We start from the raw sequence: 23,942 nt of genomic DNA on the forward strand, positions 1-23,942 counted from the left end.
AAAATATAGGTAACGTCGCCAACGACGTAGCGTACATGGTCCATGAGACGATAAACCACACGGAGCTACTCGAAGATCTGTTGTTGACCAGACGATTCGAAGAGAAAGTCCTCGAGGTCTACCAGGATCGGGGCATCCGCGAACTGCCACACTCGAGTCTCGGACAGGAGGCGGTCGGCGTCGGCGCCTGCTATCCCCTCGAGGACGACGACCTTCTCGCGCCGTCGTTGCGAACCCGCGCCGCCATGCTGTTGCGGACGCCGGTCGAGGAAATCGTCGCCGGAATGTACGGCACCGAGTCCGGACCCTCGAGCGGGCGAACGACCGAACACCACATGGGATCCTCGGAGTACGGCATCCTCGGCACGACGGGGATGATCGGGTCGCACCTGAATCCCGCCGTCGGCGCGGCGCTTGGCAACCGAACGCTCGACAACGACCGCGTGACGGTCGTCTTCTTCGGTGACGGCGCGTCCCAGCGCGGCGAGTTCCACTCCGCGTTGAACTTCGCGACCGTCCAGGAACTGCCCGTCGTCTTCGTCATCGAGAACAACCAGTGGACGGAGGCGATGTCCATCGACAAGCTTGTCGATGTCGATGATCTGGCCGACCTCGCCGGTCACGGCCTTCCGACGGAAATCGTCGACGGGCAAGATGTCGAGGCGATGGTCGAGGCGACCGCCGAGGCGGCCGACCGAGCGCGATCCGGCGACGGCCCAACGTTGCTCGAGGCCAAGACCTACCGATACCGACCTCACGCAGAGACGATGCCCGAACACCGCGACGAGGCAACCCTCGAGGCCTGGAAGGATCGCGATCCGGTCGAAATGTACATCGACCGGCTGCTCGAGCGCGATCAGATCACCGAAGCCGAGATCGAATCGATCGACGAACAGCTGCAAACGACGATCGACGACGCATTCGACATGGCTGAATCCGACGAACTACCCGACGAAGAGACGCTGTATCACGTCTACAAAGACACCGAGATCGACCACTGGAAGGGGGTGGCAAAATGAGCCAACAACTCGACGCCGAGACCGAGACGACCACCCAGACGATCCGCGAGAGCCTCAATCAGGCCCTCCACGAGGAACTCGAGCGCGACGAGCGCGTGTTGCTCTACGGCGAGGATGTCGCCGAGTACGGCGGCCTCTACAAGATCAGCGAGGGACTCTACGAGGAGTTCGGCGAGGAACGCGTCTTCGATACGCCGCTCGCCGAAACCTCGCTCGGCGGCACGGCCGTTGGAGCTGCACTGGCCGGCGCTCGCCCGGTCGTCGAGATCATGTACGCTGACTTCCTGCCGATCGCGGGGGATCACCTGATCAACTACGCCGCCAAGATGTACTTCAACTACGGCGACGAGACGAGCGTCCCGATGGTCGTCCGCTCGATGTACGGCACCGGCGACGGACACGGCCTTCACCACGGCCAGAGCCCCGAAGCCTGGTTCATGAACGTTCCCGGGCTGAAAGTCGTCATGCCCTCGACGCCGCGGGAGTACAAGGGCCTGCTGAAGGGCGCGATCCGGGACGACGACCCCGTCATCTTCCTCGAGAACAAGATGCGATACGGCGAGAGCGGTCCCGTCCCCGACGAGGAGTACACGATCTCGCTGTGCGAGTCCGACGTCAAGCGAGAGGGCACCGACGCCACCATCGTCGCCATCGGCGGCATGGTCTACGAGGCCCTCGAGGCGGCCGAACGGCTCAGCGAGCAGGGTATCGAGTGCGAAATCGTCGATCCCCGGACCATCTCGCCGCTGGATACCGGCCCCATCCTCGAGTCGGTCGAGAAGACGAACATCCTCGTGACTGCCCAGGAGGCGCCGACCTTCGGCGGCTTCGGCTCGGAGGTCGCCGCACAGGTGATCGACGATGCCTTCTTCTACCTCGACGCGCCGGTCAAACGCGTCGGCGCACCGTTTACGCCGATTCCGTTTGCGGAGAACTTAGAGGAGGCGTACCAGCCGACCGCAGACGACATCGAGAGCGCCGTGATCGACGCGATCGAAACCTAACAGCGATGCAAGAGCTCACACTCCCCAAACTCGGGCAAGCGATGGAGGAAGGACTGGTCCTCGAGTGGCACTGCGATGTCGGCGACGAGCTGACGGCGGGCGACCCCGTTGTCGTCATCGAGAGCGAAAAGACCTCTCACGAGATCGAGGCCGACCAGGACGGCCGCCTGCTGGCAAAGCGCGTCGACGCCGGCGACACCGTACCGATCGGGACGACGCTCGGCTACGTCGGCACGGACGACGAGGCCGACGACCTTCCGGACGATTCGGCCGCCGAGACGGACGCTGGGGCGGCCGAACCGTCGGATGCGGATGCCAGTCCTGCTGACCGACAGACTGCGAGCGACTCGAGTGGCGACGTCGACCGGGAGCAGATCGGCACCGAGACGCGAGACGACGGTCCGGCGCCGGAGACGATTCGGGCATCGCCAAGCGCGCGGAAGGCCGCTCGGGTTCACGACGTGGACGTGACCGCAGTCGGGCAGGCGGTCGGCGTCGCGCAAGTGCGACCCGAACACGTCGATGAGTACGTCGCCGCACAGGAAACCGATTCCGGCGAGGAGATCCGTGGATCGCCTGCGGCGCGACGGATCGCGGACGAACGCGGTGTCGACCTCGAGGCCGTCGGCGAGGACCGGGGAACGACCCGCGTTCGGATGGCCGACGTCGAGCAGTACGCCGACCAGCAGCCGGCGTCGATCCCGGCGACCGACGAACGAATCGACGACGAGGCGACTGCGGCGGCCGACCCGTCGCCGAGCGTCCGGGAGACGGTGTCGATCACCGGCGGGCGCCAGGTGATGTTCGATCGGATGCAGACGGTCTCCTCGGAGTACGGCTCGACGACGACCGTTGCCAAGGTCGACGTCACCGAACTCAGGTCGCTGCTCGACTCGTTGGGATCCTCCTGGGAGGCGTATCACGACGTTTCGCCGTCGCTAACCGCGTTCGTCCTTCGGGCGGTCGCCCAGGAGCTGCCGGCGTACCCGATGCTCAACGCCGAAATCGTCGACGACGACGGGACGGACGCGTTCGTCCGGCAGTTCGAGGACATCAATCTCGGGCTCGCGGTCGATACGGACCACGGACTGCTCGTCCCGACGATCTACGACGCCGACACACAATCCGTAACCGAGCTCGGCGACACCGTCTCCGACCTCGCGAGACAGGCTCGAGAACGTGATCTCGAGATGGAACAACAGCAAAACGGCACCTTCACCGTTTCGAACGCCGGGACGTTCGGCGCCTACATCAACACGCCCCAGATCAATCCGCCTCAGACGGGGATCCTCGGGGTCTGTACGGTAAACGAGGAACCCGGCGTCGTCGACGGCGAGGTCGTTCCGCGGGAGATGATGCACCTCTGTCTCACCTACGACCATCGCGTCGTCGAGGGCGCGACGGCGGTCCAGTTCCTGCAGGCAGTAAAACGCCGCCTCGAGGACCCACAGTCGCTGCTTTCCTAACGACGCGTCGTTTCGCGCCCAGCCGTTCGTTTCCGACGTTCGTTTTCGCGTCTTCTCGATGGTCGTCTCGGGGTATTCCCGGCGAGACCGCACTCGGTCGCTCAGAGCCCGCGGACCTGTCCGCCGTCGATCGGGAGGACGGCACCGGTCACGTAATCGGCCGCGTCGCTCGTGAGAAACTCGACGACATCGGCGCAGTCTTCGGGCGTGCCGATCCGCTCGAGTGCGGTATCGCTCTCGACGTCTTCGATGCCGCGCTTTTCGAAGGCCTCCATCAGCCGTCCCGTCCCGATGTAACCCGGCGCGATGACGTTGGCGGTGATACCGTACTCGCCGACGTCCTGTGCGAGGTACTTCGTGTACATGATGATCCCCGCCTTGGCGGCGCCGTAGTGGGCGTAGGAACCGTCTCGACGCGCCTGTCGTCCCGCGCCCGAGGCGACAGTCACGATCCGGCCGTACTCCTGCTCTTTCATGTACGGCGCGACCGCGAGGCAGGTGTAGATCGTGCCATAGAGGTTGCGCTCGATCGTCGCGTGCAAGTGCTCGAGGTCGAGTTCGCTCGCGAGAGTGTCGTCGTTCGGGCCGACACCGCCACCGGCGTTGGCGACGACGATGTCGATCCGGCCGAACTCGTCGGCGACCGCGTCGGCCATCGCCTGGACCGCGTCCGGATCCGTAACGTCGGCTTCGATACCGATCGCGTCGACGCCGTGGTCGCGCAGTTCCGCGACGACGCCTTCCTCGTCGACCTGGGCCTGCTCTCGTTCGTACTCCTCGTAGGCCTGCAGGTCGATATCGGCCACGGCGACGTTCAACCCTCGTTCGGCCAGTCGCAGTGCGTACTCTCGGCCAAGTCCTCGAGCGCCACCGGTGACGAGTGCGGTTCCCGTAGCATCTGTGTCAGTCATACTCGCCCAGACGCTGCGTTCCGTGTTTATTCTTTTTACACTACGATGACATTTGGTCGGAACGACGGATCGCGGTCGCGCCTGTGACGACGTACAGCAGGAGTCTCTAGGAATAGGTAATGCTCAACTCGAGTTCGTTCGTCATGCTGCGGAGCAACTGTAGGAGATCCTCGTCCGGATCGCCCATGCGGTGAATCGGCCCGGAAACTGCACACGCGCCGATAATCTTGTTTTCAGGCTGGGTAACTGGGACGGCGATCGACTGCACGCCTTCGGTCGTCTCACCAACGGTCATTGCGTATCCCCGCTCGCGAGTGCGCTCGAGTTCGGTCAGGAGTTGGTCTCGGTCGGTGATCGTCTCCGGGGTTGCCGGCGGGAGGCCGTGGCGATCGATGATCTCGTCGATACGGTCGGTCGAGTACTCAGCGAGAATCGCGAGCCCACCTGCCGCCTGATTCATGTAGAACCGCGTACCGACCCGCGACCGCATCGGGACGCCGTTACGGCCCACTTCGCGGTAGAGAACGACTGCACGACCGTTTTCCTCCACAGTGAAAAACGCGTTTTTGTCCGTTCGTTGGGCGAGTTCTTGCATATGGAGTTTTATCTCCCTCGATCCTGGGTATTTGCTTCGTACAAACCCACCGATGTCAAGAAATTGCAACCCTAAGGAGTACGTCTGACCATCCTTCTCGACGAAATCGTATTCCTGGAGCGTTCGAAGGTGCTTGTGAACACTACTCGTCGAAATATCCGTCGCCTGGCTGATCTCCGTTACCCCGCCACTGCCACCGATCTCAACGAGTGCCCCGATGATCGTCAGCGAGTTAGCTGTCGCCTGAATCAACGGAGACGGCTTCGTGTCGTCTGGCGGTGTCATACACCGTCGTATGTGAACTACTCACTTAGACTTTTCCCATAACGAAAACTAAATCGACCGAAAGCTAGTCGTGGCGCGACGTTTTCGCAGACGGAAATCATCTTGTAATCCTTTAACACACGGGTGAGAGGCGCACGGGCCACTCGTCTCGAGCGATTGTGGTGGGCGGATGGCAACTATTACAGCCATACGTCTGTATAATATCATCTGCCTGCTGAGCCGCCATTCGTTCCGCGGTAAGTCGGATCCGCGGCTATTCCAGCATCGAATACAAAAACTCAGATGCTATATATTATCAAATAAAATATTATTTATTTGGGTGTGATCAGTTGTATATCCTGTCCTGGCTTATCCATAATATATATTGCTAAATTAATATATTTAGTCCTTATTATGGTGGGTATGGACATTTTCTGCAGAATAATACACTATCTGAATGTGAGTGTGGTTACCATGGGTACAGAAGATGATATATGGATATTGATCATTCTTTGGAACAATCGTTTTCTAGTATTACTTCGTCCCGGTCGAGTCGAAGATCACCACGTTTTATTTTTCCGTACCGTGTGGGTTCTGGTGACTATGTACGTACCGCATTGGGTGCACAGCAAGCCGACCGTCGCCGGCCCACCGATTGCCCGGCGTCGCCACCGACCGGTGGGATCGAACGATGTCTGATCTCACGCTCCGGCCGTTTTTCTGGCGGCCGACGAACCTCTTTCCGGAGACCCGACTCGTCGCTCGAACTCACGACGGAATACACGAATATACCTACGACGCGTTTGGGAGACGCGTCCGGTCACTCGTCGCTGCGCTCACCGACCGTGGCCTCGGACCCGGCGATCGGATCGCCACGTTCGGCTGGAACCACCACCGACACTTCGAGGCGTACTTCGGCGTACCACTCTCAGGTGCACAACTCCACACGATCAACGTAATGCTCGGCGACGACGACATCGTCCACATCGTCGAGGATGCTGCCGACGACTGCCTCCTCGTCGATCCGGGCGAGCCGTTCCGGACGATCGAGCGCCTCTGGGACGATCTCCCGATAGAGCGCGTCGTCGTCATGGCCGAGTCGGTGCCCGAGACCGATATCGACGCGGTCGCTTACGAGGATCTCCTCGCCGACCACGAGCCGATGCGGGAGTTGCCGCCGCTCGAGGAGGATCTCCCGGCCGGGATGTGCTACACGTCGGGGACGACCGGGCGACCGAAGGGCGTCGAGTACACCCAGAAGATGATCTACGCCCACGCGATGATGGTGATGACGCCCGCTGGGCTCGATCTCAGCGAGCGCGATGTCGTCATGCCCGTCGTGCCGATGTTCCACGTCAACTCCTGGGAGTTCCCCTACGCGGCGACGATGGCCGGCGCGACGCAGGTGTATCCCGGTCCCTCTCCGGACGCGGCCGATCTGCTCGAGCTCATCGAGCGCGAAGGCGTGACGATGACCGCCGGCGTGCCGACCGTCTGGATCAATCTCTTGGAGCACGTCGACGAACACGGCGGCGACCTCTCCTCACTCGAGCGCATCGTCGTCGGCGGGAGTGCGGCGCCGGCCGATATCATGCGTCGGTACGACGAGGAGTTCGACGTCACGATGGAACACGCTTGGGGGATGACCGAGACGATGAGCATCGGCTCGGTTTCCCGTCCGAAAGCACGGATGGACGACTGGGATCGAGAGCGAACCGCCGCCAAACGCAAGAAGCAGGGACTGCTCTCGCCGGGCCTCGAGATGCGCGTCGTCGACGACGACGGCGAGGCGGTCGCCTGGGACGGCCAGTCGGCCGGCGAACTCCTCGTTCGCGGCCCGACGGTCGTCTCGGAGTACTACAATCGGCCCGACGCCACGGCGGCGGATTTCGTCTCGCGGCCCGTCGGCGAGACGGCCGGCTCGTCCGAGGGTTTTTCGCCCTCCGAAAAATGGCTCAAGACGGGCGACATCGTCACCGTCGACGAGGACGGCTACCTCGAGGTCGTCGACCGCGCCAAGGATGTCATCAAAAGCGGCGGTGAGTGGATCTCCTCGATCGCGCTCGAGAACGCGCTGATGGCCCACGAGGCAGTCGTCGAGGCGGCTGTCGTCGGCGTTCCACACGAGAAGTGGCAAGAGCGGCCCCTCGCCTGCGTCGTGACCGCAGGTGGGTCGACCATCGACGAACCCGAACTTCGGGACCACCTGGCGGACGAACTCGACCAGCCCGACTGGTGGTTGCCAGACGAGATTCGGATCGTCGAATCGATTCCGAAAACGGCGACCGGAAAGTTCGATAAGAAAACGTTACGTGGCCGTCTCGACGTGGTAGCAGACGATGAGTGAACTGTTCGACCTCACGGGGAAAACGGCACTGGTAACCGGCGGCGGTCGCGGCATCGGCCGGGCGATCGCCACCGAGCTCGCAGCAGCCGGCGCAGCCGTGGTTCCGTCGGCTCGGTCGACGGACGAGATCGAAGCCGTCGCCGACGAGATCGACGCCGCGGGCGGCGATGCGCTTGCCGTCCCCGCGGACGTAACCGATCCCGACGCCGTCACGAACGCGATCGATCGAACCGAGGACACCTTCGGCAGCGTCGACATCGTAGTCAACAACGCCGGATTCAACCCCGACAGTGCGCTTGGCCAGCCCGAAGATGTCTCGACCGACGACCTCGAGCGGGTGCTCGCAGTCAACCTGAGCGGCGCCTACGAGGTAACCCGCGCGGCTGCGGACGGTCTCGAGGACACTGGTGGCTCGGTGATCAACGTCGCCAGCGTCGGCGGACTGGTCGGCCTCCCGCGACAACACCCCTACGTCGCCTCGAAACACGGGCTCGTCGGGCTGACCAAGAGCCTCTCGCTCGATTGGGCGCCCGAGGTACGGGTCAACGCCGTCGCACCCGGGTACGTCTCGACCGACCTGACCGAAGACCTCGAGGGCAACGAACGCCTTCGCCAGTCGATCCTCGAGCGAACGCCACTCGAGCGCTTCGCCGAGCCCGAGGAGATCGCCGGTCCGGTGGTCTTTCTCGCGAGCGATGCCGCGAGTTACGTGACCGGATCGGTGCTCGCGGCCGACGGCGGGTGGACCGCCCGATAGCGAATTGTCAGAATTCGCGGTCACACCGACCCGTAGCAGAATATTGATAACCCTTGGCACAAACTCTCCGGTATGTCACAGACGAACGGTCGAATCCGAGACGGGGATCCTCGGTCCGTACCGATGGCGCGACACACGGAGACGCATACGAACCGTCGTCTGGACGGCAACAACACTGACACGTACCAATGAATCCGTTCGAAGATGTAGACGTTCTGGACCTGACGCAGTCGATCGCTGGCCCGGTGTCGACGCAGTTCCTGTCGATGCTGGGTGCAAACGTGGTCAAAGTTGAGCCACCGCAGGGAGACGCATTCCGGGGGTTGCTCGACGGCGCGATGTTCGCCTCGGTCAACCTCGCAGGCAAACGAAGCGTCTGTCTCGACATGAAAAGCGAGGAGGGCCAACAGGCCGCCAGAGAACTCGCCGAGGAGGCCGACGTCATCGTCGAGAGCTTCCGACCGGGCGTCGTCGAGAAGTTCGGACTGGACTACGAATCAGTCGCCGAAACGAACGACGATGTCGTCTACCTCTCACTGACCGGCTTCGGACAGGAAGGGCCGTACGAAGAGTGGCCGGCCTACGATCCCGTTCTCCAGGCAATGAGCGGCCTGATGTCGACGATCGGTTACAAGGACCGTCCGCCGGTTCGGATCGGTGCGAGCGTCATCGACTGGGGGACCGGTACGACCGCCGCATTCTTGCTCTCGTCCGCGCTTCATCAGCGCGAACTCACGGGAGAGGGCGAGTACATCGATGTCAATCTCTTCGAGGTCGCGACCGCCTGGATGGGTTACTGGATCGCCCACTACACCGGCACCGGCGAAGTCGCCGAACGCTCCGGACAGGGCTTTGCCGGGCTCGCGCCGAACGAGGTCTTCCACGCCGCGAACGACGAACCGTTCTATATGAGCGTCGTCAACGATCAATTCTTCGATCGCCTCTGCGAGACGATCGACCGACAGGACCTCGCCGAGGACGAGCGCTTCGAGACCAACGACCAGCGTTGGGACAACCGCGAGGAGTTGCGCGAAATCTTGGAGGACGAGTTCAGTCAGTACGAGCGCGAGGATCTCTGTGAACGGCTTGCTGAAGCCGGCGTCCCGACCGGTCCGCTCAAGCACGTCGACGAAGTCGTCGAGGACGAGCACCTCCAGGAACGCAACATGTTCACCGAATCGCACAACCTCTGGACCGATACGCCCGTCAAGACGGCCAACCCGCCGTTTAGCACCACCAGTGGCCGCCCGGATCTCGGCGATCGACCGCCGGAACGCGGCGAGCACACCCGCGACGTCCTCGCGGAACTCGGCTACGACGACGACCAGATCGAACGCATGCTCGAGGCCGGCGCGGCCGGCCCCGAGGAGTAACGGTTAGATAACGCCTTTTTCGCGCAACGACTCGATCTCCTCGTCCGTGTAGTCGAGCGCCTCGAGAATCGCCTCGGAGTGTTCGCCCAGATCGGGCATCGCCTCGCTGGTCGTCTCGAGACCGTCGAAATCGATGGGGTTTCTGACGTAGGGGACCGGTCCATCCTCGGTCTCGAGTTCGTCGATGAGTTCCAGGTGGTCGGTCTGGGGGTGCTCGAGGACGTCCTCGAGGTGGTTGACATCGCCCCACGGGATGCCGGCGTCGGCGAGTCGCTGGGCCCAGTAATCGCGGGACTCCTCGGCGATAATCGATTCCATCGTCGCTTCGAACGTTTCGCGATGCCCGACGCGTTGCTCGTTTGTCGCGAATCGATCGTCCTCGAGGAGGTCGGGACGGTCGATGACATCGGTACAGAGCGCTTCCCAGTGGGCGTCGCTGAGGATAGCGAAGTTGACGTACTGATCGTCGGCCGTCTCGTGGGGGCCGTACGGCGTCAGGAGATGATGGCGCATACCGACGCGGGCGGGGGTTTCGTCGTTGTGCCAGTACTTGTGGGGAAAGTAGCCCAGCCACGAGACCATCCCGCCGAACATGGTGACGTCGATCGCCTCGCCGTCGCCGGTTCGCTCGCGGTGGAACAACGAGAGCAACGTCGCCATCGTCCCGTAAGTCGCGGCGTTGATGTCACAGATCGAGAGCGGAATCTTCGCCGGCGCGTCCGGTGAGCCGTTCATCAGGATCGAGCCGGTTTCGCCCTGCATCACCAGATCGTAGGCCTTTCGGTCGCTGTAGGGGCCGGTGCGGCCGTAACCGGAGATATTCAGGTAGATGACGTCCTCGTTGATCGCCGAGATGGCGTCGTAGCCGACGTCCAGCCGTTCGACGACGCCCGGCGAGTAGTTCTGGACGACGACGTCGGCCTCGGCCGCGAGTTCGTAGAAGATCTCGGTCCCCGCCTCGGCCTTCAGATCGAGTTCGATGCTCGATTTGTTCCGGTCGACCCAGGCGTGGGCCGAGGAGTCGCCGTGGACGACCGAATCCCAATGGCGATTGACGTCGCCGACGCCGGGCCGTTCGACCTTGATAACTTCGGCCCCGAAATCCCCGAGCAGCCGCGTACACAGCGGCGCGCTGACGCCGCTTTCGAGACTCACGACGGTGATATCCTCGAGCGCGAGCATCTCACTCCTCCCCCTCGCTCGAGGGCTGGGTACCGATGCCGGTCGGCCAGCCCGGCGGCTGGGCGGCGCTTGGCTGGGCGTGCGAGCGCTTCTGGACCATCGGCGTCCGCTCGAGGCTGAGGACGAGTTCGTCGTCCTGATTGTACGCGCGAAGTTTCGTCGTCACGATGCCGACGTGGTCGCGGGACTCGAGCTCGCGCTTCGAAACGACTTCGCTCTCGACGAAGAGCGTGTCGCCGTGGAAGACGGGCGCGTGGTGGCGTACGTCGTCGTAGCCGAGGTTGGCCGTGGCGTTCATCGAAATGTCGATGACGCTCATCCCGACCGCCGTGGCGATGACGACGAGGCCGTTGACGAGTCGCTCGCCGAACTCCGTTTCGGCGGCGTAGGCCTCGTTGAAGTGCATCGGGTTGAGGTTCATCGTGATGTTCGTCAGCCAGACGTCGTCGGTCTCGGTGATCGTCCGGCCGAAAGGGTGTTTGTAGACATCGCCGACCGTGAAGTCCTCGTAGTAGCGGCCCTGCCAGCCGGAGACGACGTTCGATTCGTCGGTCGTATTCGGCTTGTCGGTCGTGCTCTCGTCGGTCGTGTCGTCGTCGGTCATGGATATGGATGTGAATCGATCGTGGATTATCGAACGCGTTCGGGATCGTCCGTCGTTCGCCGCATTCCTCGAGCGTGTCTCTCAGTACGAGCGCGGCATCCCGAGGACGTTCTCGCTGATGTAGTTCAACACGAGCTGTTGGGTGATCGGGACGATTCGGGTAAGTCGCGCTTCCCGGAAGTATCGCTCGACGTCGTACTCGCGGGCGACGCCGAACCCGCCGTGGGTCTGGACGGCGGCATCTGCCGCGTCGAAAGCGGCCTCCGCCGCGCGGTACTTCGCAGCGTTTGCCATCGCACCGGTCTCTTTCTGACTCAACTGGTCGATGGTGTCGGCTGCCCCGTACAGCAACTGCTTTGCTGCCAGCACCTCGGTGTAAGCGTCCGCGAGCGGATGTTGGATCGCCTGATTCGAGCCGATTGCGTTGCCGAAGACCTCGCGTTCGTTCGCGTACTCGATGCCACACTCGAGGGCGACCTCGCCGAGGCCGACACACTCGGCGGCGATCGCGAGCCGTTCCTCGTTGAGACCGTCGAGAATCTGGTAGAAGCCGTTTCCCTCCTCGCCGATGAGTCGGTCTGCCGGCACGCGCAGGTCGGTAAACCACATCTCGTAGGAGTGGACGAACCCGCTGACGGTCTTTGGAATCTGTTCGATCTCGAGGGCGTCCTGTGCGTAGGCGTCCTCGATGTCGACCAGGAACATCGAGATGCCCTGCGTTCGCTTCTCGACCTCGTCTCGGGGCGTCGTCCGCGCGAGCAACAGCAGGTAGTCCGTCGCGTCGACCCGGGAAATCCAAATCTTCTGGCCGTTGACGACGTACTCGTCGCCGTCTTTTTCGGCCCGTGTCTCGATCGACGTGGAGTCGGAGCCGGCGTTTGGCTCGGTCAGTCCCATCGACTGAATGGCGACGTCGCCGCGGGCGACCTTCGGCAGGAGTTCCGCCTTGAGGTCCTCGTCGGCGTACTTCACGAGCGGCGTGCTGTTATAGATGCCACCGTGGATCGCCTGGGCGGCGCTGAAGCCGCCGCCGTTGGCCGCGATCTCTTCCATCATCACGGCGACCTCCGGCGTTCCCATCCCGGCACCGCCGTACTCTTCCGGGATGAGAATACCGAGCCAGCCGTGCTCGCCCAGCAGGTCGACGAATTCCTGTGGGTAGGACTCCGCTTCGTCATGTTCACGCCAGTACGCTGCGTCGAACTCCGAACAAATATCGCGTATGCTGTCGCGAACGAGCGCCTGTTCGTCCGATACCGGGATGGTATCCCGCCAGGAGTGAACCATACGTATACGGCGTTCGGACGACTACATAAATCATGTGGAGGCTGACAGGCAGCCACGACTTCGCCCACCACCATGGTAAGAGAGACCAATAGTGGTTCGAACATGCAGAACGTTTTTCCTCACTCGGGCGCTCGTCGTTTCCATCGTACCTAACGGGTGAAACACCAGTATACCTTTTAGGAGGGCGATAACGCCGAGGACAGTGGCGTTCCAGGAGTTCGACGATGCAGAACGCTTAACACCGTTCGAGCGAGACGATTTGGCATGGCATCAGAGCACGAACGGGGACGGGTGAAAACGATGGAAACCGCATTCGACATCATCGAGACCCTGGTGGCACTCGATGGCGGTCGTATCTCCGAGGTCGCATCGGAGCTCGGACTGGCAAAGAGTACGGCCCACCGGCATCTGACGACGCTCGAGGAGCTCGAGTACGTCGTCGTCGACGACGGCGTCTATCGGCCGGGACTTCGATTCCTCCAGATCGGCGAGCAAACGCGAACGAGGCAGGAGGCCTACGAACTCGCAAAGGAGAAAGTCACCGACCTCGCTGCGGAAACCGAAGAACGGTCGCAGTTTATCGTCGAAGAGTACGGTCGCGGTGTCTACGTCTTTAGAGACACCGGCCAACGGGCAGTACACACCGATTCCGAGATCGGCAAGCGGATCCCGATTCACGCGACGGCTGCGGGGAAGGCCCTTCTGGCGACTCTCTCCGACGAACGTATCACCGAAATTATCGACCACCGTGGATTGCCGGCGCTGACCGAACACACGATCACCGACGAGTCGACGCTTCGCTCGGAGCTCGAGGGGATCCGCGACCGCGGCTACAGCATCAATCAGCAGGAAAACACGATCGGTCTTCGTGCCATCGGCGTTCCCGTCGAACACGGGGACGGTACCCCGTTCGGGGCCTTGAGCGTTTCCGGTCCGACACACCGCTTTCAGGGCACCCTGTTCGAGGAGACGCTCCCGAATCTCATGCTCGGGACGGCAAACGAGCTCGAGTTGAACATTCAGTACTCCTGAGACGGATTGCTGTACCGGTCTCCCGGTGCACCTGCGGGACGGTCGTGATTGCACCGACGGTGGCGTCCAATCGCTATTCGCGTCTCCGTCGGCAGGGACATCGGGAGACCGGACCGAGGCAAAACCGGTCGATAGTACAGGAAATTACAATAGTATGGGCGTAATATTCGGCAACAAACACACCGTTCAATCGTTATTACTCCTTTTATCGTTCGACATCGTCGAACTCACTATTGTGGCCACAATCCGACCGAGTCCGGAGGATAAATGGGTAGCGGACGATAGAACCCGGTACGTTTTCGGTTCTTCATATTCGAACGGATCTGATCGCGGCGATGGCGATACCGACGATACGGACTGGCTGTACGCTATCCATCCGATCGGACCGAAACAAAAAATCGCAGTTTCGAGCAGCCCTGCGGTTAGTAGAACGTCTCGTCGTTTTTGGCCTTCTCGACCAGCAGGTCACACGGCAGCGTCTCGGCGAGCTTGTTCGTCTCCTCGTGGCGACTGGCCACCTCGGTCAGTTTCTGGAGGATGACGTCCGCACCGACTTCGTCACACTTTTCGAGGGGGCCCATCGGCCAGTTGCCGCCGAGTTCGGCACCGGTGTCAATGTCCTCGACGCTCGCGACATCGTTTTCGACCATCTTCGCCGCCTCGTTGACGATGGGTGCCCAGATGAGTAGCGGATCGAAGCCCAGTCCGGCGTCGACGGAAATCGACGGCTCGTCCTGGTCGCTGTAATCGTAGTAGCCGGCGTCGGCTTTGCGTCCGTACCGACCTTGCTCGTAGAGTTCGTGCAGGAGCGGACAGACCTCGGTGTCGTAGGACATCGGCCGCGGGTCCGTCAGGTGGTCTTGTTCTCCCTCGACGCGAATCTGGATGCCGCCGGTAAAGTCCGCGAGCTCGAGCGGGCCCATCGGGAATCCTTCCTGGTACTTCATCGCAGAATCGATCTCCTCGAAGGAGTGTTCGCCGCGATAGGCCAGCCACGCTGCACCCTCGCCGTAGGGGCGCATCAAGCGGTTGACGATGAACGACGGAATGTCGATCCGACAGCGAATCGGCGTCTTGTCGAAGGATTCGATGAGTTCCTCGCCGGTCGTCGCGACCTCGTCAGGCGTGTGCTCGGTCATGATGACCTCGACGAGATCCATCAACATCGGCGGGTTGAACCAGTGGGTCCCGATAACCTGGTCGGGTCGGTCCGTGACTTCGGCCAGTTGCGTGATGTTCAGTCCCGAGGTGTTCGTCGCCAGCAGCGCCTCCGCCGGTGCGATCTCGTCTAAGTCCTGGAAGATATCCTCTTTGACCGACTGCTGTTCGACCGCCGCTTCGGTGACGAAGTCGGCGCCCGAGACGGCTTCCTCCTGATCGGTCGTAAACGTCAACCGATCGAGGGCCGCCTCGACCTCGTCCTCGCTCGCAGCGCCGCTATCGGCGGTCTTCTGGTAGGACCACTCGATCTGTTCTTTGGCCTCCTCGAGTTGAGACTCGTCGATGTCGTTGATGTACGTCTCGTAGCCAGCCAGTGCAGCGACTGCGCCGATGCCACGACCCATCTGCCCGGAGCCGATCACCGCGATGGTCTCGATTTCGTCGATGGTTACGACCATGGTTGGCGATTCTCGGCCAGTTATAAAAAATAATGGGATTTGTTGGGACACACCACCCTCGTACTGCCGGTATCGATGTCACGGGGACCGCCCTCGGGAGTGACGTTCGGTTCTCGAAGCCGAACGTTTAACTACACCTGCTCGGTAGACGATCACATGCTCTCCCTCTCTCCGGAGCAAGAGCTCGTCGTATCGTCACTCGAGGAGATCGCCGAACGGGAGTTCGCGGACAACGCCTTTAGCTGGAACGGCGAACTACCGAAAGAGAACATCGAACTGCTCGGCGAACAGGGCTTTCTCGGGCTCAACATCGACGAGGCCTACGGCGGCGGCGGGATGACCGAACTCGAGGCGATGTTGAGCATCGAGATCGTCGGCCGCGTCTGTCCGGATACGGCCGAATATCTCTACACCCAGCAGATGGTCGCGCCGCGTGCGATCGACCTCTTCGGAACCGAAGAAGCCAAAGAACAGTATCTCCCGCCGGTGACCGCCGGCGAGAGCGCGATCGCCGTCGCCATCTCGGAACCCGAGGCCGGCTCCGACGTCGGCTCGATGAAGACGCGCGTCGAGGAGACAGACGATGGCACGCTCGTCTGTAACGGCGAGAAGATCTGGGTCAGCACCATCCGCCACTCGGACGCCGCCGTCGTCTGGGTGAAATTCCCCGAGGGACTCGGTTCGGTTATCGTCGATCTGGACGCCGACGGCGTCGAGATCGATCAACACTACACCAACATGGCCGGCTACACGCAGACGCAGTTTCGACTGAACGATGTCGAGATCCCGCCGGAAAACGTCCTGACCCGCGGCTCCGATGGCTTCAAGAATCAATTAAAGGCGCTCAACTGGGAGCGACTCGGCAGCGCGACGCTTGCGAACGCTCTCGCTCGGTGCGGACTCGAGAAGGCACTCGAGTACTCGAGCCAGCGCGAGCAGTTCGGCCAGCCGATCGGCGAGCTACAGGGTATCGAGTGGAAACTCGCGGACGCGGCGACCGAGCTCGAGGCCTCCCGGACGCTGACCTACCGGGCCGCCATGGAGGCCCACGACGCGGACGGCTTCCCCTCGCGGGTGGGCTCGTCGTTCGCGAAGCTATACTCCTCGCAGATGGTCGAAGAAGTCGTCAGCGAAGCGCTCCAGATTCACGGCGCGAACGGCTACCAGCAGGGCCACCCGCTCGAGTATCTCTATCGACTGGCTCGCGGTCGCCGACTGGCCGCCGGGACGGACGAGATTCAGCGCAACCAGATCGCAAGCGTCCTGAAAGACGATGGGCTGCCCGCGATGTGGTCGACGTAACGTCGGCCCCCTCTACGATCCGTTCTAACGATGCCCCGATGCAACCGCGACTGTACTGCGGTTGCACCGGTAACGACGTCTACGAGTCCGTCTCGACCGGTCGCCGATCGGACGAGCGTCCGTCACTACCGGCAGGTATCGTCGTGGCAGCGGCTGTCGTGGGAGACGACTACAAAGCTTTAAGAAACGCCACGGCTATCTGTGAGCTATATGAATCAGCTCTCGGATGCGGTTCTCTCGGAGGAGCACAAACTGCTGCGCGAGGAGACCCGGAAGTTCGTCACGAACGAGGTACTGCCGGAAGCGAGTGAACGCGATCCCGAGCAACGCGAGATGTCCGCGGACCTGATCGATCAACTCGGAGAGATGGGATTTTTCGGGATTCTCATCGACGAGGAGTACGGCGGTATCGGGCTCGATCTGAAGGCGTACGCGATCATCGCCGAGGAGTTGTCACGAGGATGGCTGAGCGTGGGGAGTATCATCGCCCGCGGCCAGAGTCTCGCCGGGGCGACCGAGGCACAAAAGGCGGAGTACCTCCCGAAGATGGCAAGCGGCGAGATGCTCAAAAGCATCGCGATCAGCGAGCCCGACGCCGGCAGTGATGTCTCGAACATGCGTACTCGAGCCGAGAAAGACGGCGACGAGTACGTCCTCAACGGCCAGAAGATGTGGTGTACGTTCGCAAAGGGATCGGACTTCATCCTCACGTACGCAGTCACCGACCCCGACGCGGAACCCGCCCATCGAGGCATCTCCGGGTTCATCGTCGAGAAGCCGGCCGGGACGTTCGATCGCGAGGGGCTAAGCGGCCAGCCGGTCGATAAAATCGGTTATCACGGCTGGAAAACCTGGGAAGTCAACTTCGACGACGTCCGCATCAGCGAAGACAAACTCGTCGGCGGCGAAGAAGGACAGGGGTTCTACCAGATCATGGAGTTCTTCGAGGAAGGGCGCGTCCACACCGCCGCTCGAGCGGTCGGCCTCGCTCGAGGTGGCCTCGAGGATTCACTCCAGTACGCGACCGAGCGCGCGCAGTTCGACCAACCGATTTCGGAGTTCCAGGCGATCCGGTTCAAACTGGCGGATATGGCGACCCAAGTCGAAGCCGCCAGAGCGCTCACGCTACTGGTCGCCGAGACGGTCGACGAGGGTGAACAGGCCAGTGCCGAAGCCGCCATGGCAAAACTCTTCGCCAGCGAAATCGCCGAGGAAGTCACCAGCGAGGCGATCCAGATCCACGGCGGCTACGGCTACACGACGGAGTTCGACGTCGAACGCTACTGGCGAGACGCACGGTTGACCCAGATATTCGAGGGGACCAGCGAGATACAGAAACGGATCATCGCCGACTCGCTGCTGTCGTGAGGCTCCAACAGTCGCGGGCGGTCGATCGCCTGCGGCGGTCGGTTACGCGTACCTGATTTTGAGTTCGAGTTCGTTCGCCGTCTCGAGCAGCCGGGTAGCGAGGCTGTCGTCCTGGAAGCGACGGATCGGTCCGGAGACACTCAGCGCGCCCAGAACGCGCCCGTCTTCGTAGCGAATGGGAACGCCGAACGCGCGGAGACTGTCGGCGGACTCCTGGTCGTTGCAACTGTATCCGCGTTCGCGAACGGCAGCGAGCTGTTCGACGAGTTCGTCTCGATCCGTAATCGTCGCGTCGGTTAGCTGCGGGAGCCCCCGGTCGTCGATGATCTCCTCGAGTCGATCGTCGTCGCTGAACGCGAGTATCGCTTTGCCGCCGGCACAGGCGTGTATCGGCAGCCGATCGCCGATCTCCGCATCGGTCGCGACGGCGTTGTCGCCGCGGTCTCGAAACACGTAGACGGCCCAACCGTGCTCTTCGACCATGAACTGGACGCACTCGTTCGTCTCGTCGGCAAGCGCGGCGACGTTCCGTTCGACGAGTTCGTACTCGTCGAGGCGCGCTCTGGTCCGTTCGCCGATCTTCAAAAATCGAAAGCCGGTCCGAAAGATGCCGTCGTCGTTGACGACGTACTCGAGCTCCTCGAGGGTCGTCAGGTGCCGGTGGACGGTGCTCTTGGCGAGGTCGTGTTCCTCGGCGAGTTCCGTTATCCGACAGCCGTCGCGACGAACGATCGTTTCGAGCAGTTCGAACGCCGTTTCGACCGTCGTCACCCTGGAGCTATCGTCGGAAACGTCCATGATTATTATTCCTATCGACTGCCGTTAAATGTTCCGTATATGCGAACGCGATCGCCGAGAGATTCGGTGCCAGAGCGTGGCGAGCGTCGGGCCGACCGAAAGCAAAATCGGTCCGGTAACAGGGAAAGCGGCCTCGAGAGGCGACGGCTGTCGCGGGTGCTCGGTCGTCGGTAGTTCGTTTGTCGCAGGGATCGCTGTTCGAATAGCCCGAAAAGTGGACTAGTCCTAATATGCCGATTTTGGACGTTAGAGATACTGTATCTCAATATCTGTCGAAACGTTATTGTGGGTCGGTGGTGAAGGACGCGTATGATCGGCGAACGATCGTTACTCGAGCCCAAGGAAGAATCGTATCTCGACGATGTCAAATCCGCGCTCCGCGAGGAGGTCTTTACGGGCCAACTCGACAGGGACCACATCGAGGCGCTCGACCAAAACGAGGAGAGCGAGGACGATTGGTCGACCTACGCCAAGCGGATGGGCGAACAGGATCTGCTCGGCATCTCCATTCCGACCGAACACAACGGGGGCGGCCAGGGGATCATCGAAACGGTGCTCGCCGAGCAGGCGATCGGGTACGAAGGGAGCATCGTCCACGCGTGTCAGACCTCACTGACCCAACACATCGGTCGGACGATGTACGAACACGGCAGCGACCACATCGTCGAGAACTACCTCGAGCCGATGCTCGCCGGCGAGTTCGTCGTCGCGCAGGCCTTTACCGAACCGGGCAGCGGCACCGACATCGCCCATCTCGGCACCAGCGCCGAACGTGACGGCGACGAGTACGTCGTCAACGGCGAGAAACGATTCATCGATTTCGCACCGTACGCCGACGTGCTGTTCGTCCCGGTCCGGACCGGCGGCTCAGCCGGCGATCAGGACGGGCTCTCGATCCTGGTCGTCGACGGCGACACGGACGGGTTCGAGGTGCTCGAGCCCCACACCGAGTGGCACGGGTTCCGGGGGACCGGCGCGTCCTGGATCGAGTTCGACGACGCGCGAGTCCCCGCCGAGAACGTCATCGGCGAACCCGGCGAGGCCTGGACGTACATCACGAACGAACTCAACCTCGAGCACCTCACGATCTCACGGTACTGTCTCGGGGCGAGCGAGCGAGCCCTCGAGATCGCGATCGATTACACGGCCGAGCGGGAGGTCAACGATCAGTCACTCTCACGATACCAGGGGGTCAACCACAAGATCGCGGATCTCAGTGCTCGTCTCGATGCCGCCTACGCGTTGAACACCCGAGCGGCCCGGATCTTAGACGAGCGAGGGATGGCGGCCGGACGCATGGAGGGTGCGATGGCCAAACAGGTCGGCAACGAACTCGCTCACGAAATCGCCGACACGTCGATGCAGGTGATGGGCGGCGTTTCGACGACGACGAAGTATCCCGTCGAGCGCATTCAGCGCGACGTGCGGGCAGGGCGATACATGGGCGGTGCGACGGAAGTCATGAAGAGCATCGTCCAACACGATGTCTACGCCTCGGTTCGTGACGACGACTTCGACGGCGACCTGGTCGGCAACGAACTCGAGGGCAAACCGTGGCGCAAATCAGAGTAACGGCTTGGACGATCCGGTTGCACAGTACCGTGAGTTATAGTAGCCACTGCAATGCAATGCACACCTGATCGCGCGACAGCTGCGCGATCAGTGTGTAAATCGTTGCCGTTGTTACTATAGGGGACGGCCAGTGTCGACGACCGAAACCGATCGTCGGTAGAATTTTGGCCGACTTAGCGCCGGTTTCAGGCGTCAATGTGGCGAAACTGTTCCTCGAGCATCGCCCGCGCGTACGGAAACGCTCAGGCGGATGAATGAAGAACATGCCGGGACAATGAGAAACATATATCAGTATTGATTTCCATGATTTCGGTATGTCTCGGTATACTAAACACATTTCACGTCGAAGCGCATTGAGATATACGGGGTCAGCAGCGGCAGTGGGGTTGACTGGTCTTGCTGGTTGTATGGGGGACAACGGTGACGGCGAGTTCCCGAGCGACGATATTACGATCGTTATTGGCTATCCCGAGGGATCTTCTACCGACGCGGCGGCTCGCAATCTCGCGCCGATCGTCAGCGACATCACGGGCCAGAACGTCGCCGTTCAAAATCTCGATCCACAGCCGCGAGCCGGCGGTGAGGTCGCCGGGATGGAGCCCGACGGACACACCATCTTCCACTCCTATACGCCGAGTCTCGTGACCGCAAATCTCGTTGAAGAACCGGGCTGGACGGTCCCTGATCTCGAGCCACTCGGCCGGATCGGCATCTACAGTACCGTCCTCGCGGTCAATCCCGATCACGGGATCGAGGATCCCGAGGATCTCTTCGGCCGGTATCAGGACGGGGAGTTCACACAGACTTGTGGTCTCGGTGTCGCCCATCCGTGGCACATTGCGAACGTCTTCCTCCGGGATCAGTACGGAATGGAGTGGGACACGTTCGTCAGCTACGACAGCGGCGCCGAGCAGGGAGCGGGTATCGTCGGCAACGAGGTTCCGGCGGGCGTCGCCGGCGACTTCACGATCATGGATCAGTACGAATCGGGTGACGTCGACATCCTCTGTTCGTTGGCGAGCGAACAAACCCCGATCGTCGAAGAACAGGGAATCGAGACCTGGACGGATCTGGGTTACGACGAGATGGACTTCATCACCAACTTCAACCACGACTACTTCGCGCCGCCAGGGACGCCCGACGATATCGCCGACCAGTGGGAAGAAATCCTCGAAGAGGCGCACGACTCGGACGAGTTCCGCGAGCACGAAGAAGAGACGACGTTCATGCGCGGCTGGGCCGGCCGCGACGAGGTCGGCGACAACGTCGACCTCCTCCACAACGATCTGCCCGACATGATCGACATGGACGGCCTCGAAGACGACGTCTAACCGGAGGCTACTACGTTATTTATGGGCCGATTTGCACGACTCGAGGCGTTTTTCGGTATCGATACTGAAGAGATTGGGCTGCTCTTGTTTTTTATCGTCGTCTCGACGTACCTGTTGGTCGGCTCGTTGGCCTACTCCGGGTTCGTCGGACGGTATCCGCGGGTGTTTTCAGCGGTCGTCCTCGTCTGTGCCGTCCTGTGTCTGTTCCGCCAACGGCTCCCGGAACCGCTGGCGACGATCACGTCCGAGCCGCCGGACCTCGTCGGCTTCGACGAGGACGAAGCGGAGGACGACCCGCTGGAACAGCGTGCACGATCGGCCGAAACACGAACAGTATTTGGCGTCACACTCAGCAAACGTGCGATCGTCACGCTCACCGTAGCCGGATACATGATCGCGTCGGTACTCGTCGGCATCCTCGTCGCGACGCCGCTTTACGTACTCGCGTGGGGGTACTTGGTCAACATCGATCGCAACCGGCTGATCGCGGTTACCGTCGGAACGACCATCGTGCTGTTCGGGTTCATGGAATTTGCCGGTATCAACGTCGACATCGGGGTGTTGTTTTAGATGGTTTCTACAATCGTGGAGAGTCTGGGGATGGTTGCACAGCCCGAAATAATCGCGTTCATCCTCCTGGGGCTCATCGCTGGCATCATCTTCGGTGCGCTCCCGGGCGTTGGCGGCGTCCTCGGAATGGCCATCGTCCTCCCGCTGACGATCCCGCTTGGCGGGCTCGAGGCGAACATCCTACTGGTCGCTATCTACAGCGGGGCCTACTACGGCGCGAGTATCGCAGCGATTCTGATCAACGTTCCAGGGACAGCGGCGGCGGCAGCGACGACGTTCGACGGCTATCCGATGACCCAACAGGGTGACGCACGGCGAGCACTCGGCATTTCGGCCGCCGCATCCGCGATCGGTGGTGGGCTGACGATGCTCGTACTGGTCGCGCTCGTGCCGTACCTCGCGCCAATCGTGCTTGCGTTCGGGGCACCACAGATCTTCCTGTTGGCGCTGTTTGGCATCGTGATGATCGGCGTCATCGCCTCCCGACAGTCGTTGATCAAAGGGGTTCTTTCGGGGATGTTCGGCGTGGTCATCATGACCATCGGAATCTCACCCGTCGGTCCACAGGTCCGCTATCAGTTCCTTCCCGAGAGTGCCGAGGCGATTCAACCGATGATGTTGTTCGACGGCTTCGACTTCATCGCGATTCTCATCGGCATGTTCGCACTCGGCGAGATGCTTCGAATCGCAACCATCCGGGGACAGCTCGTCGAGGAAATCAACGTCCAGGGGAGCATCTTTGCTGGCGTTTACGACGTGTTTCGTCATCCGCTGTTGACGCTGAAGTCGGCCGCGATCGGCATGGGAGTCGGATCGATTCCCGGCGTCGGTGGTTCCGCAGCGAACTTCTTTTCGTACTCGGAGGCTCTCCGTTCGGCGAAGGACGCGATGTCGTTCGGGCAGGGTGATCCTCGAGGGGTCATCTCGGCGGAAGCGTCGAACAACGCGACGATCGCCGGCTCGCTGATCCCGGTGTTGTCGTTTGGCATCCCCGGTAGTGCCGGGACGGCCGTTCTGCTTGGGGGCTTTATTCTACACGGCATTCAGCCGGGGCCCGAACTGTTCGGCGAGGAGATTGCGTTCACGTACGCACTGATCTTCTCGTTGATCCTCGGTAACATCTTCATCATGCTGATCGGACTGTTCGTGATCAGCAAGCACGGACCGCTGCTCGGCCGCGTCGACATCGATTTACTCATACCGATCGTGATGGCGTTTGCCGTGACTGGTGCGTACGCGCTGCGATCGAACTGGCTCGACGTTGCCACCGTCTTCATCTTCGGTATCCTCGCGTTCTACATGGTAAAGTACGGGTATTCGGTAATCGCGCTGGTCATCGGTGCCGTCCTGGCCGAGATCATCGAGACGAACCTCAATCGGTCGATGTCGCTCTCGGAGGGATCACTCCTGATATTCTTCGACGATCCACTCTCGCTGTTTTTGGTCGCGGCGCTGCTCGTGTTTGCGCTCGGACCGTATCTCGGACCAAAGCTCAAACAGCGATTCGACGTCTGATCGTCCACTATTTTTGTCTTCGACGG

At 61.6% G+C, this 23,942-nt stretch carries 20 protein-coding genes; 13 read left to right on the forward strand and 7 right to left on the reverse strand.

What is annotated here, in order from left to right; genetic code table 11:
• Positions 1-35 precede the first annotated feature (35 nt).
• The 3 genes from D8Y22_RS04155 to D8Y22_RS04165 are packed head-to-tail and all read left to right on the forward strand — an operon-like array spanning position 36 to position 3,489.
• Positions 36-1,019 carry a thiamine pyrophosphate-dependent dehydrogenase E1 component subunit alpha gene (locus tag D8Y22_RS04155; protein ID WP_141463461.1) on the forward strand — a complete coding sequence of 328 codons (984 nt, stop codon included), beginning with the start codon at positions 36-38 and terminating at the stop codon, positions 1,017-1,019.
• On the forward strand, positions 1,016-2,023 hold the full coding sequence (locus D8Y22_RS04160; protein WP_141463462.1) for an alpha-ketoacid dehydrogenase subunit beta: 1,008 nt from the start codon (positions 1,016-1,018) through the stop codon (positions 2,021-2,023). Before D8Y22_RS04155 ends, D8Y22_RS04160 begins: the two co-directional genes overlap by 4 nt.
• A gap of 5 nt (positions 2,024-2,028) precedes the next feature.
• Positions 2,029-3,489: a dihydrolipoamide acetyltransferase family protein gene (locus D8Y22_RS04165; RefSeq protein ID WP_141463463.1), complete on the forward strand. Its 1,461-nt coding sequence runs from the start codon at positions 2,029-2,031 to the stop codon at positions 3,487-3,489.
• 101 nt (positions 3,490-3,590) lie between these two features.
• On the opposite strand, the gene D8Y22_RS04170 is transcribed toward D8Y22_RS04165, so the two are convergent.
• Positions 3,591-4,400: an SDR family NAD(P)-dependent oxidoreductase gene (locus D8Y22_RS04170; protein WP_141463464.1), complete on the reverse strand. Its 810-nt coding sequence runs from the start codon at positions 4,398-4,400 to the stop codon at positions 3,591-3,593.
• Positions 4,401-4,506: 106 nt separating this feature from the next.
• Positions 4,507-5,280 (reverse strand): IclR family transcriptional regulator, encoded by a 774-nt coding sequence (locus D8Y22_RS04175; protein ID WP_141463465.1) that lies wholly within the window; start codon positions 5,278-5,280, stop codon positions 4,507-4,509.
• A gap of 670 nt (positions 5,281-5,950) precedes the next feature.
• On the opposite strand from D8Y22_RS04175, the gene D8Y22_RS04180 reads away from it, so the two are divergent.
• The 3 genes from D8Y22_RS04180 (at position 5,951) to D8Y22_RS04190 (ending at position 9,736) form a co-directional block, all read left to right on the forward strand.
• Positions 5,951-7,606: a long-chain-fatty-acid--CoA ligase gene (locus tag D8Y22_RS04180; protein ID WP_141463466.1), complete on the forward strand. Its 1,656-nt coding sequence runs from the start codon at positions 5,951-5,953 to the stop codon at positions 7,604-7,606.
• Positions 7,599-8,363, forward strand: a complete 765-nt coding sequence (locus D8Y22_RS04185) for an SDR family NAD(P)-dependent oxidoreductase (RefSeq protein WP_141463467.1) — start codon at positions 7,599-7,601, stop codon at positions 8,361-8,363. Before D8Y22_RS04180 ends, D8Y22_RS04185 begins: the two co-directional genes overlap by 8 nt.
• 188 nt (positions 8,364-8,551) lie before the next feature.
• Entirely contained in the window at positions 8,552-9,736 is a 1,185-nt protein-coding gene (locus tag D8Y22_RS04190) for a CaiB/BaiF CoA transferase family protein (protein ID WP_141463468.1), read from the forward strand.
• Positions 9,737-9,739: 3 nt separating this feature from the next.
• Here D8Y22_RS04190 and D8Y22_RS04195 read toward each other — a convergent pair whose 3' ends face one another.
• The 3 genes from D8Y22_RS04195 to D8Y22_RS04205 form a co-directional block, all read right to left on the reverse strand.
• On the reverse strand, positions 9,740-10,918 hold the full coding sequence (locus D8Y22_RS04195; RefSeq protein WP_141463469.1) for a CaiB/BaiF CoA transferase family protein: 1,179 nt from the start codon (positions 10,916-10,918) through the stop codon (positions 9,740-9,742).
• A gap of 1 nt (position 10,919) precedes the next feature.
• The gene (locus D8Y22_RS04200) at positions 10,920-11,522 is read right to left on the reverse strand and encodes a MaoC family dehydratase (protein WP_141463470.1); all 603 of its coding nucleotides are present in this window, start codon (positions 11,520-11,522) and stop codon (positions 10,920-10,922) included.
• A gap of 81 nt (positions 11,523-11,603) precedes the next feature.
• Positions 11,604-12,809: an acyl-CoA dehydrogenase family protein gene (locus D8Y22_RS04205; RefSeq protein ID WP_141463471.1), complete on the reverse strand. Its 1,206-nt coding sequence runs from the start codon at positions 12,807-12,809 to the stop codon at positions 11,604-11,606.
• A gap of 264 nt (positions 12,810-13,073) precedes the next feature.
• Here D8Y22_RS04205 and D8Y22_RS04210 point away from each other — a divergent pair, with 264 nt between their 5' ends.
• Positions 13,074-13,841, forward strand: a complete 768-nt coding sequence (locus tag D8Y22_RS04210; protein ID WP_141463472.1) for an IclR family transcriptional regulator — start codon at positions 13,074-13,076, stop codon at positions 13,839-13,841.
• A gap of 422 nt (positions 13,842-14,263) precedes the next feature.
• Here D8Y22_RS04210 and D8Y22_RS04215 read toward each other — a convergent pair whose 3' ends face one another.
• Positions 14,264-15,460 carry a 3-hydroxyacyl-CoA dehydrogenase gene (locus tag D8Y22_RS04215; RefSeq protein WP_141463473.1) on the reverse strand — a complete coding sequence of 399 codons (1,197 nt, stop codon included), beginning with the start codon at positions 15,458-15,460 and terminating at the stop codon, positions 14,264-14,266.
• A 156-nt stretch (positions 15,461-15,616) separates the two neighbouring features.
• Between D8Y22_RS04215 and D8Y22_RS04220 the strand changes: the two genes are divergently transcribed.
• Positions 15,617-16,762, forward strand: a complete 1,146-nt coding sequence (locus tag D8Y22_RS04220; protein ID WP_141463474.1) for an acyl-CoA dehydrogenase family protein — start codon at positions 15,617-15,619, stop codon at positions 16,760-16,762.
• Between the two features lie 210 nt (positions 16,763-16,972).
• Positions 16,973-18,130, forward strand: coding sequence for an acyl-CoA dehydrogenase family protein (locus D8Y22_RS04225; RefSeq protein ID WP_141463475.1), 1,158 nt, complete (start codon positions 16,973-16,975; stop codon positions 18,128-18,130).
• 42 nt (positions 18,131-18,172) lie between these two features.
• On the opposite strand, the gene D8Y22_RS04230 is transcribed toward D8Y22_RS04225, so the two are convergent.
• A complete protein-coding gene (locus tag D8Y22_RS04230) occupies positions 18,173-18,928 on the reverse strand; it encodes an IclR family transcriptional regulator (RefSeq protein WP_141463476.1) in 756 nt (251 codons plus the stop codon).
• Positions 18,929-19,237: 309 nt separating this feature from the next.
• Here D8Y22_RS04230 and D8Y22_RS04235 point away from each other — a divergent pair, with 309 nt between their 5' ends.
• The 4 genes from D8Y22_RS04235 (at position 19,238) to D8Y22_RS04250 (ending at position 23,916) form a co-directional block, all read left to right on the forward strand.
• Complete coding sequence (locus D8Y22_RS04235; RefSeq protein ID WP_141463477.1) at positions 19,238-20,500, forward strand: acyl-CoA dehydrogenase family protein; 1,263 nt, start codon at positions 19,238-19,240, stop codon at positions 20,498-20,500.
• A 407-nt stretch (positions 20,501-20,907) separates the two neighbouring features.
• The gene (locus tag D8Y22_RS04240; protein WP_174811749.1) at positions 20,908-21,831 is read left to right on the forward strand and encodes a Bug family tripartite tricarboxylate transporter substrate binding protein; all 924 of its coding nucleotides are present in this window, start codon (positions 20,908-20,910) and stop codon (positions 21,829-21,831) included.
• Between the two features lie 21 nt (positions 21,832-21,852).
• A complete protein-coding gene (locus D8Y22_RS04245) occupies positions 21,853-22,401 on the forward strand; it encodes a hypothetical protein (RefSeq protein WP_141463479.1) in 549 nt (182 codons plus the stop codon).
• Positions 22,402-23,916, forward strand: coding sequence for a tripartite tricarboxylate transporter permease (locus D8Y22_RS04250; protein ID WP_141463480.1), 1,515 nt, complete (start codon positions 22,402-22,404; stop codon positions 23,914-23,916).
• The last annotated feature ends 26 nt before the right edge of the window (positions 23,917-23,942 follow it).

Source organism: Salinadaptatus halalkaliphilus, assembly GCF_006543045.1.
Taxonomy (GTDB): Archaea; Halobacteriota; Halobacteria; order Halobacteriales; family Natrialbaceae; genus Salinadaptatus; species Salinadaptatus halalkaliphilus.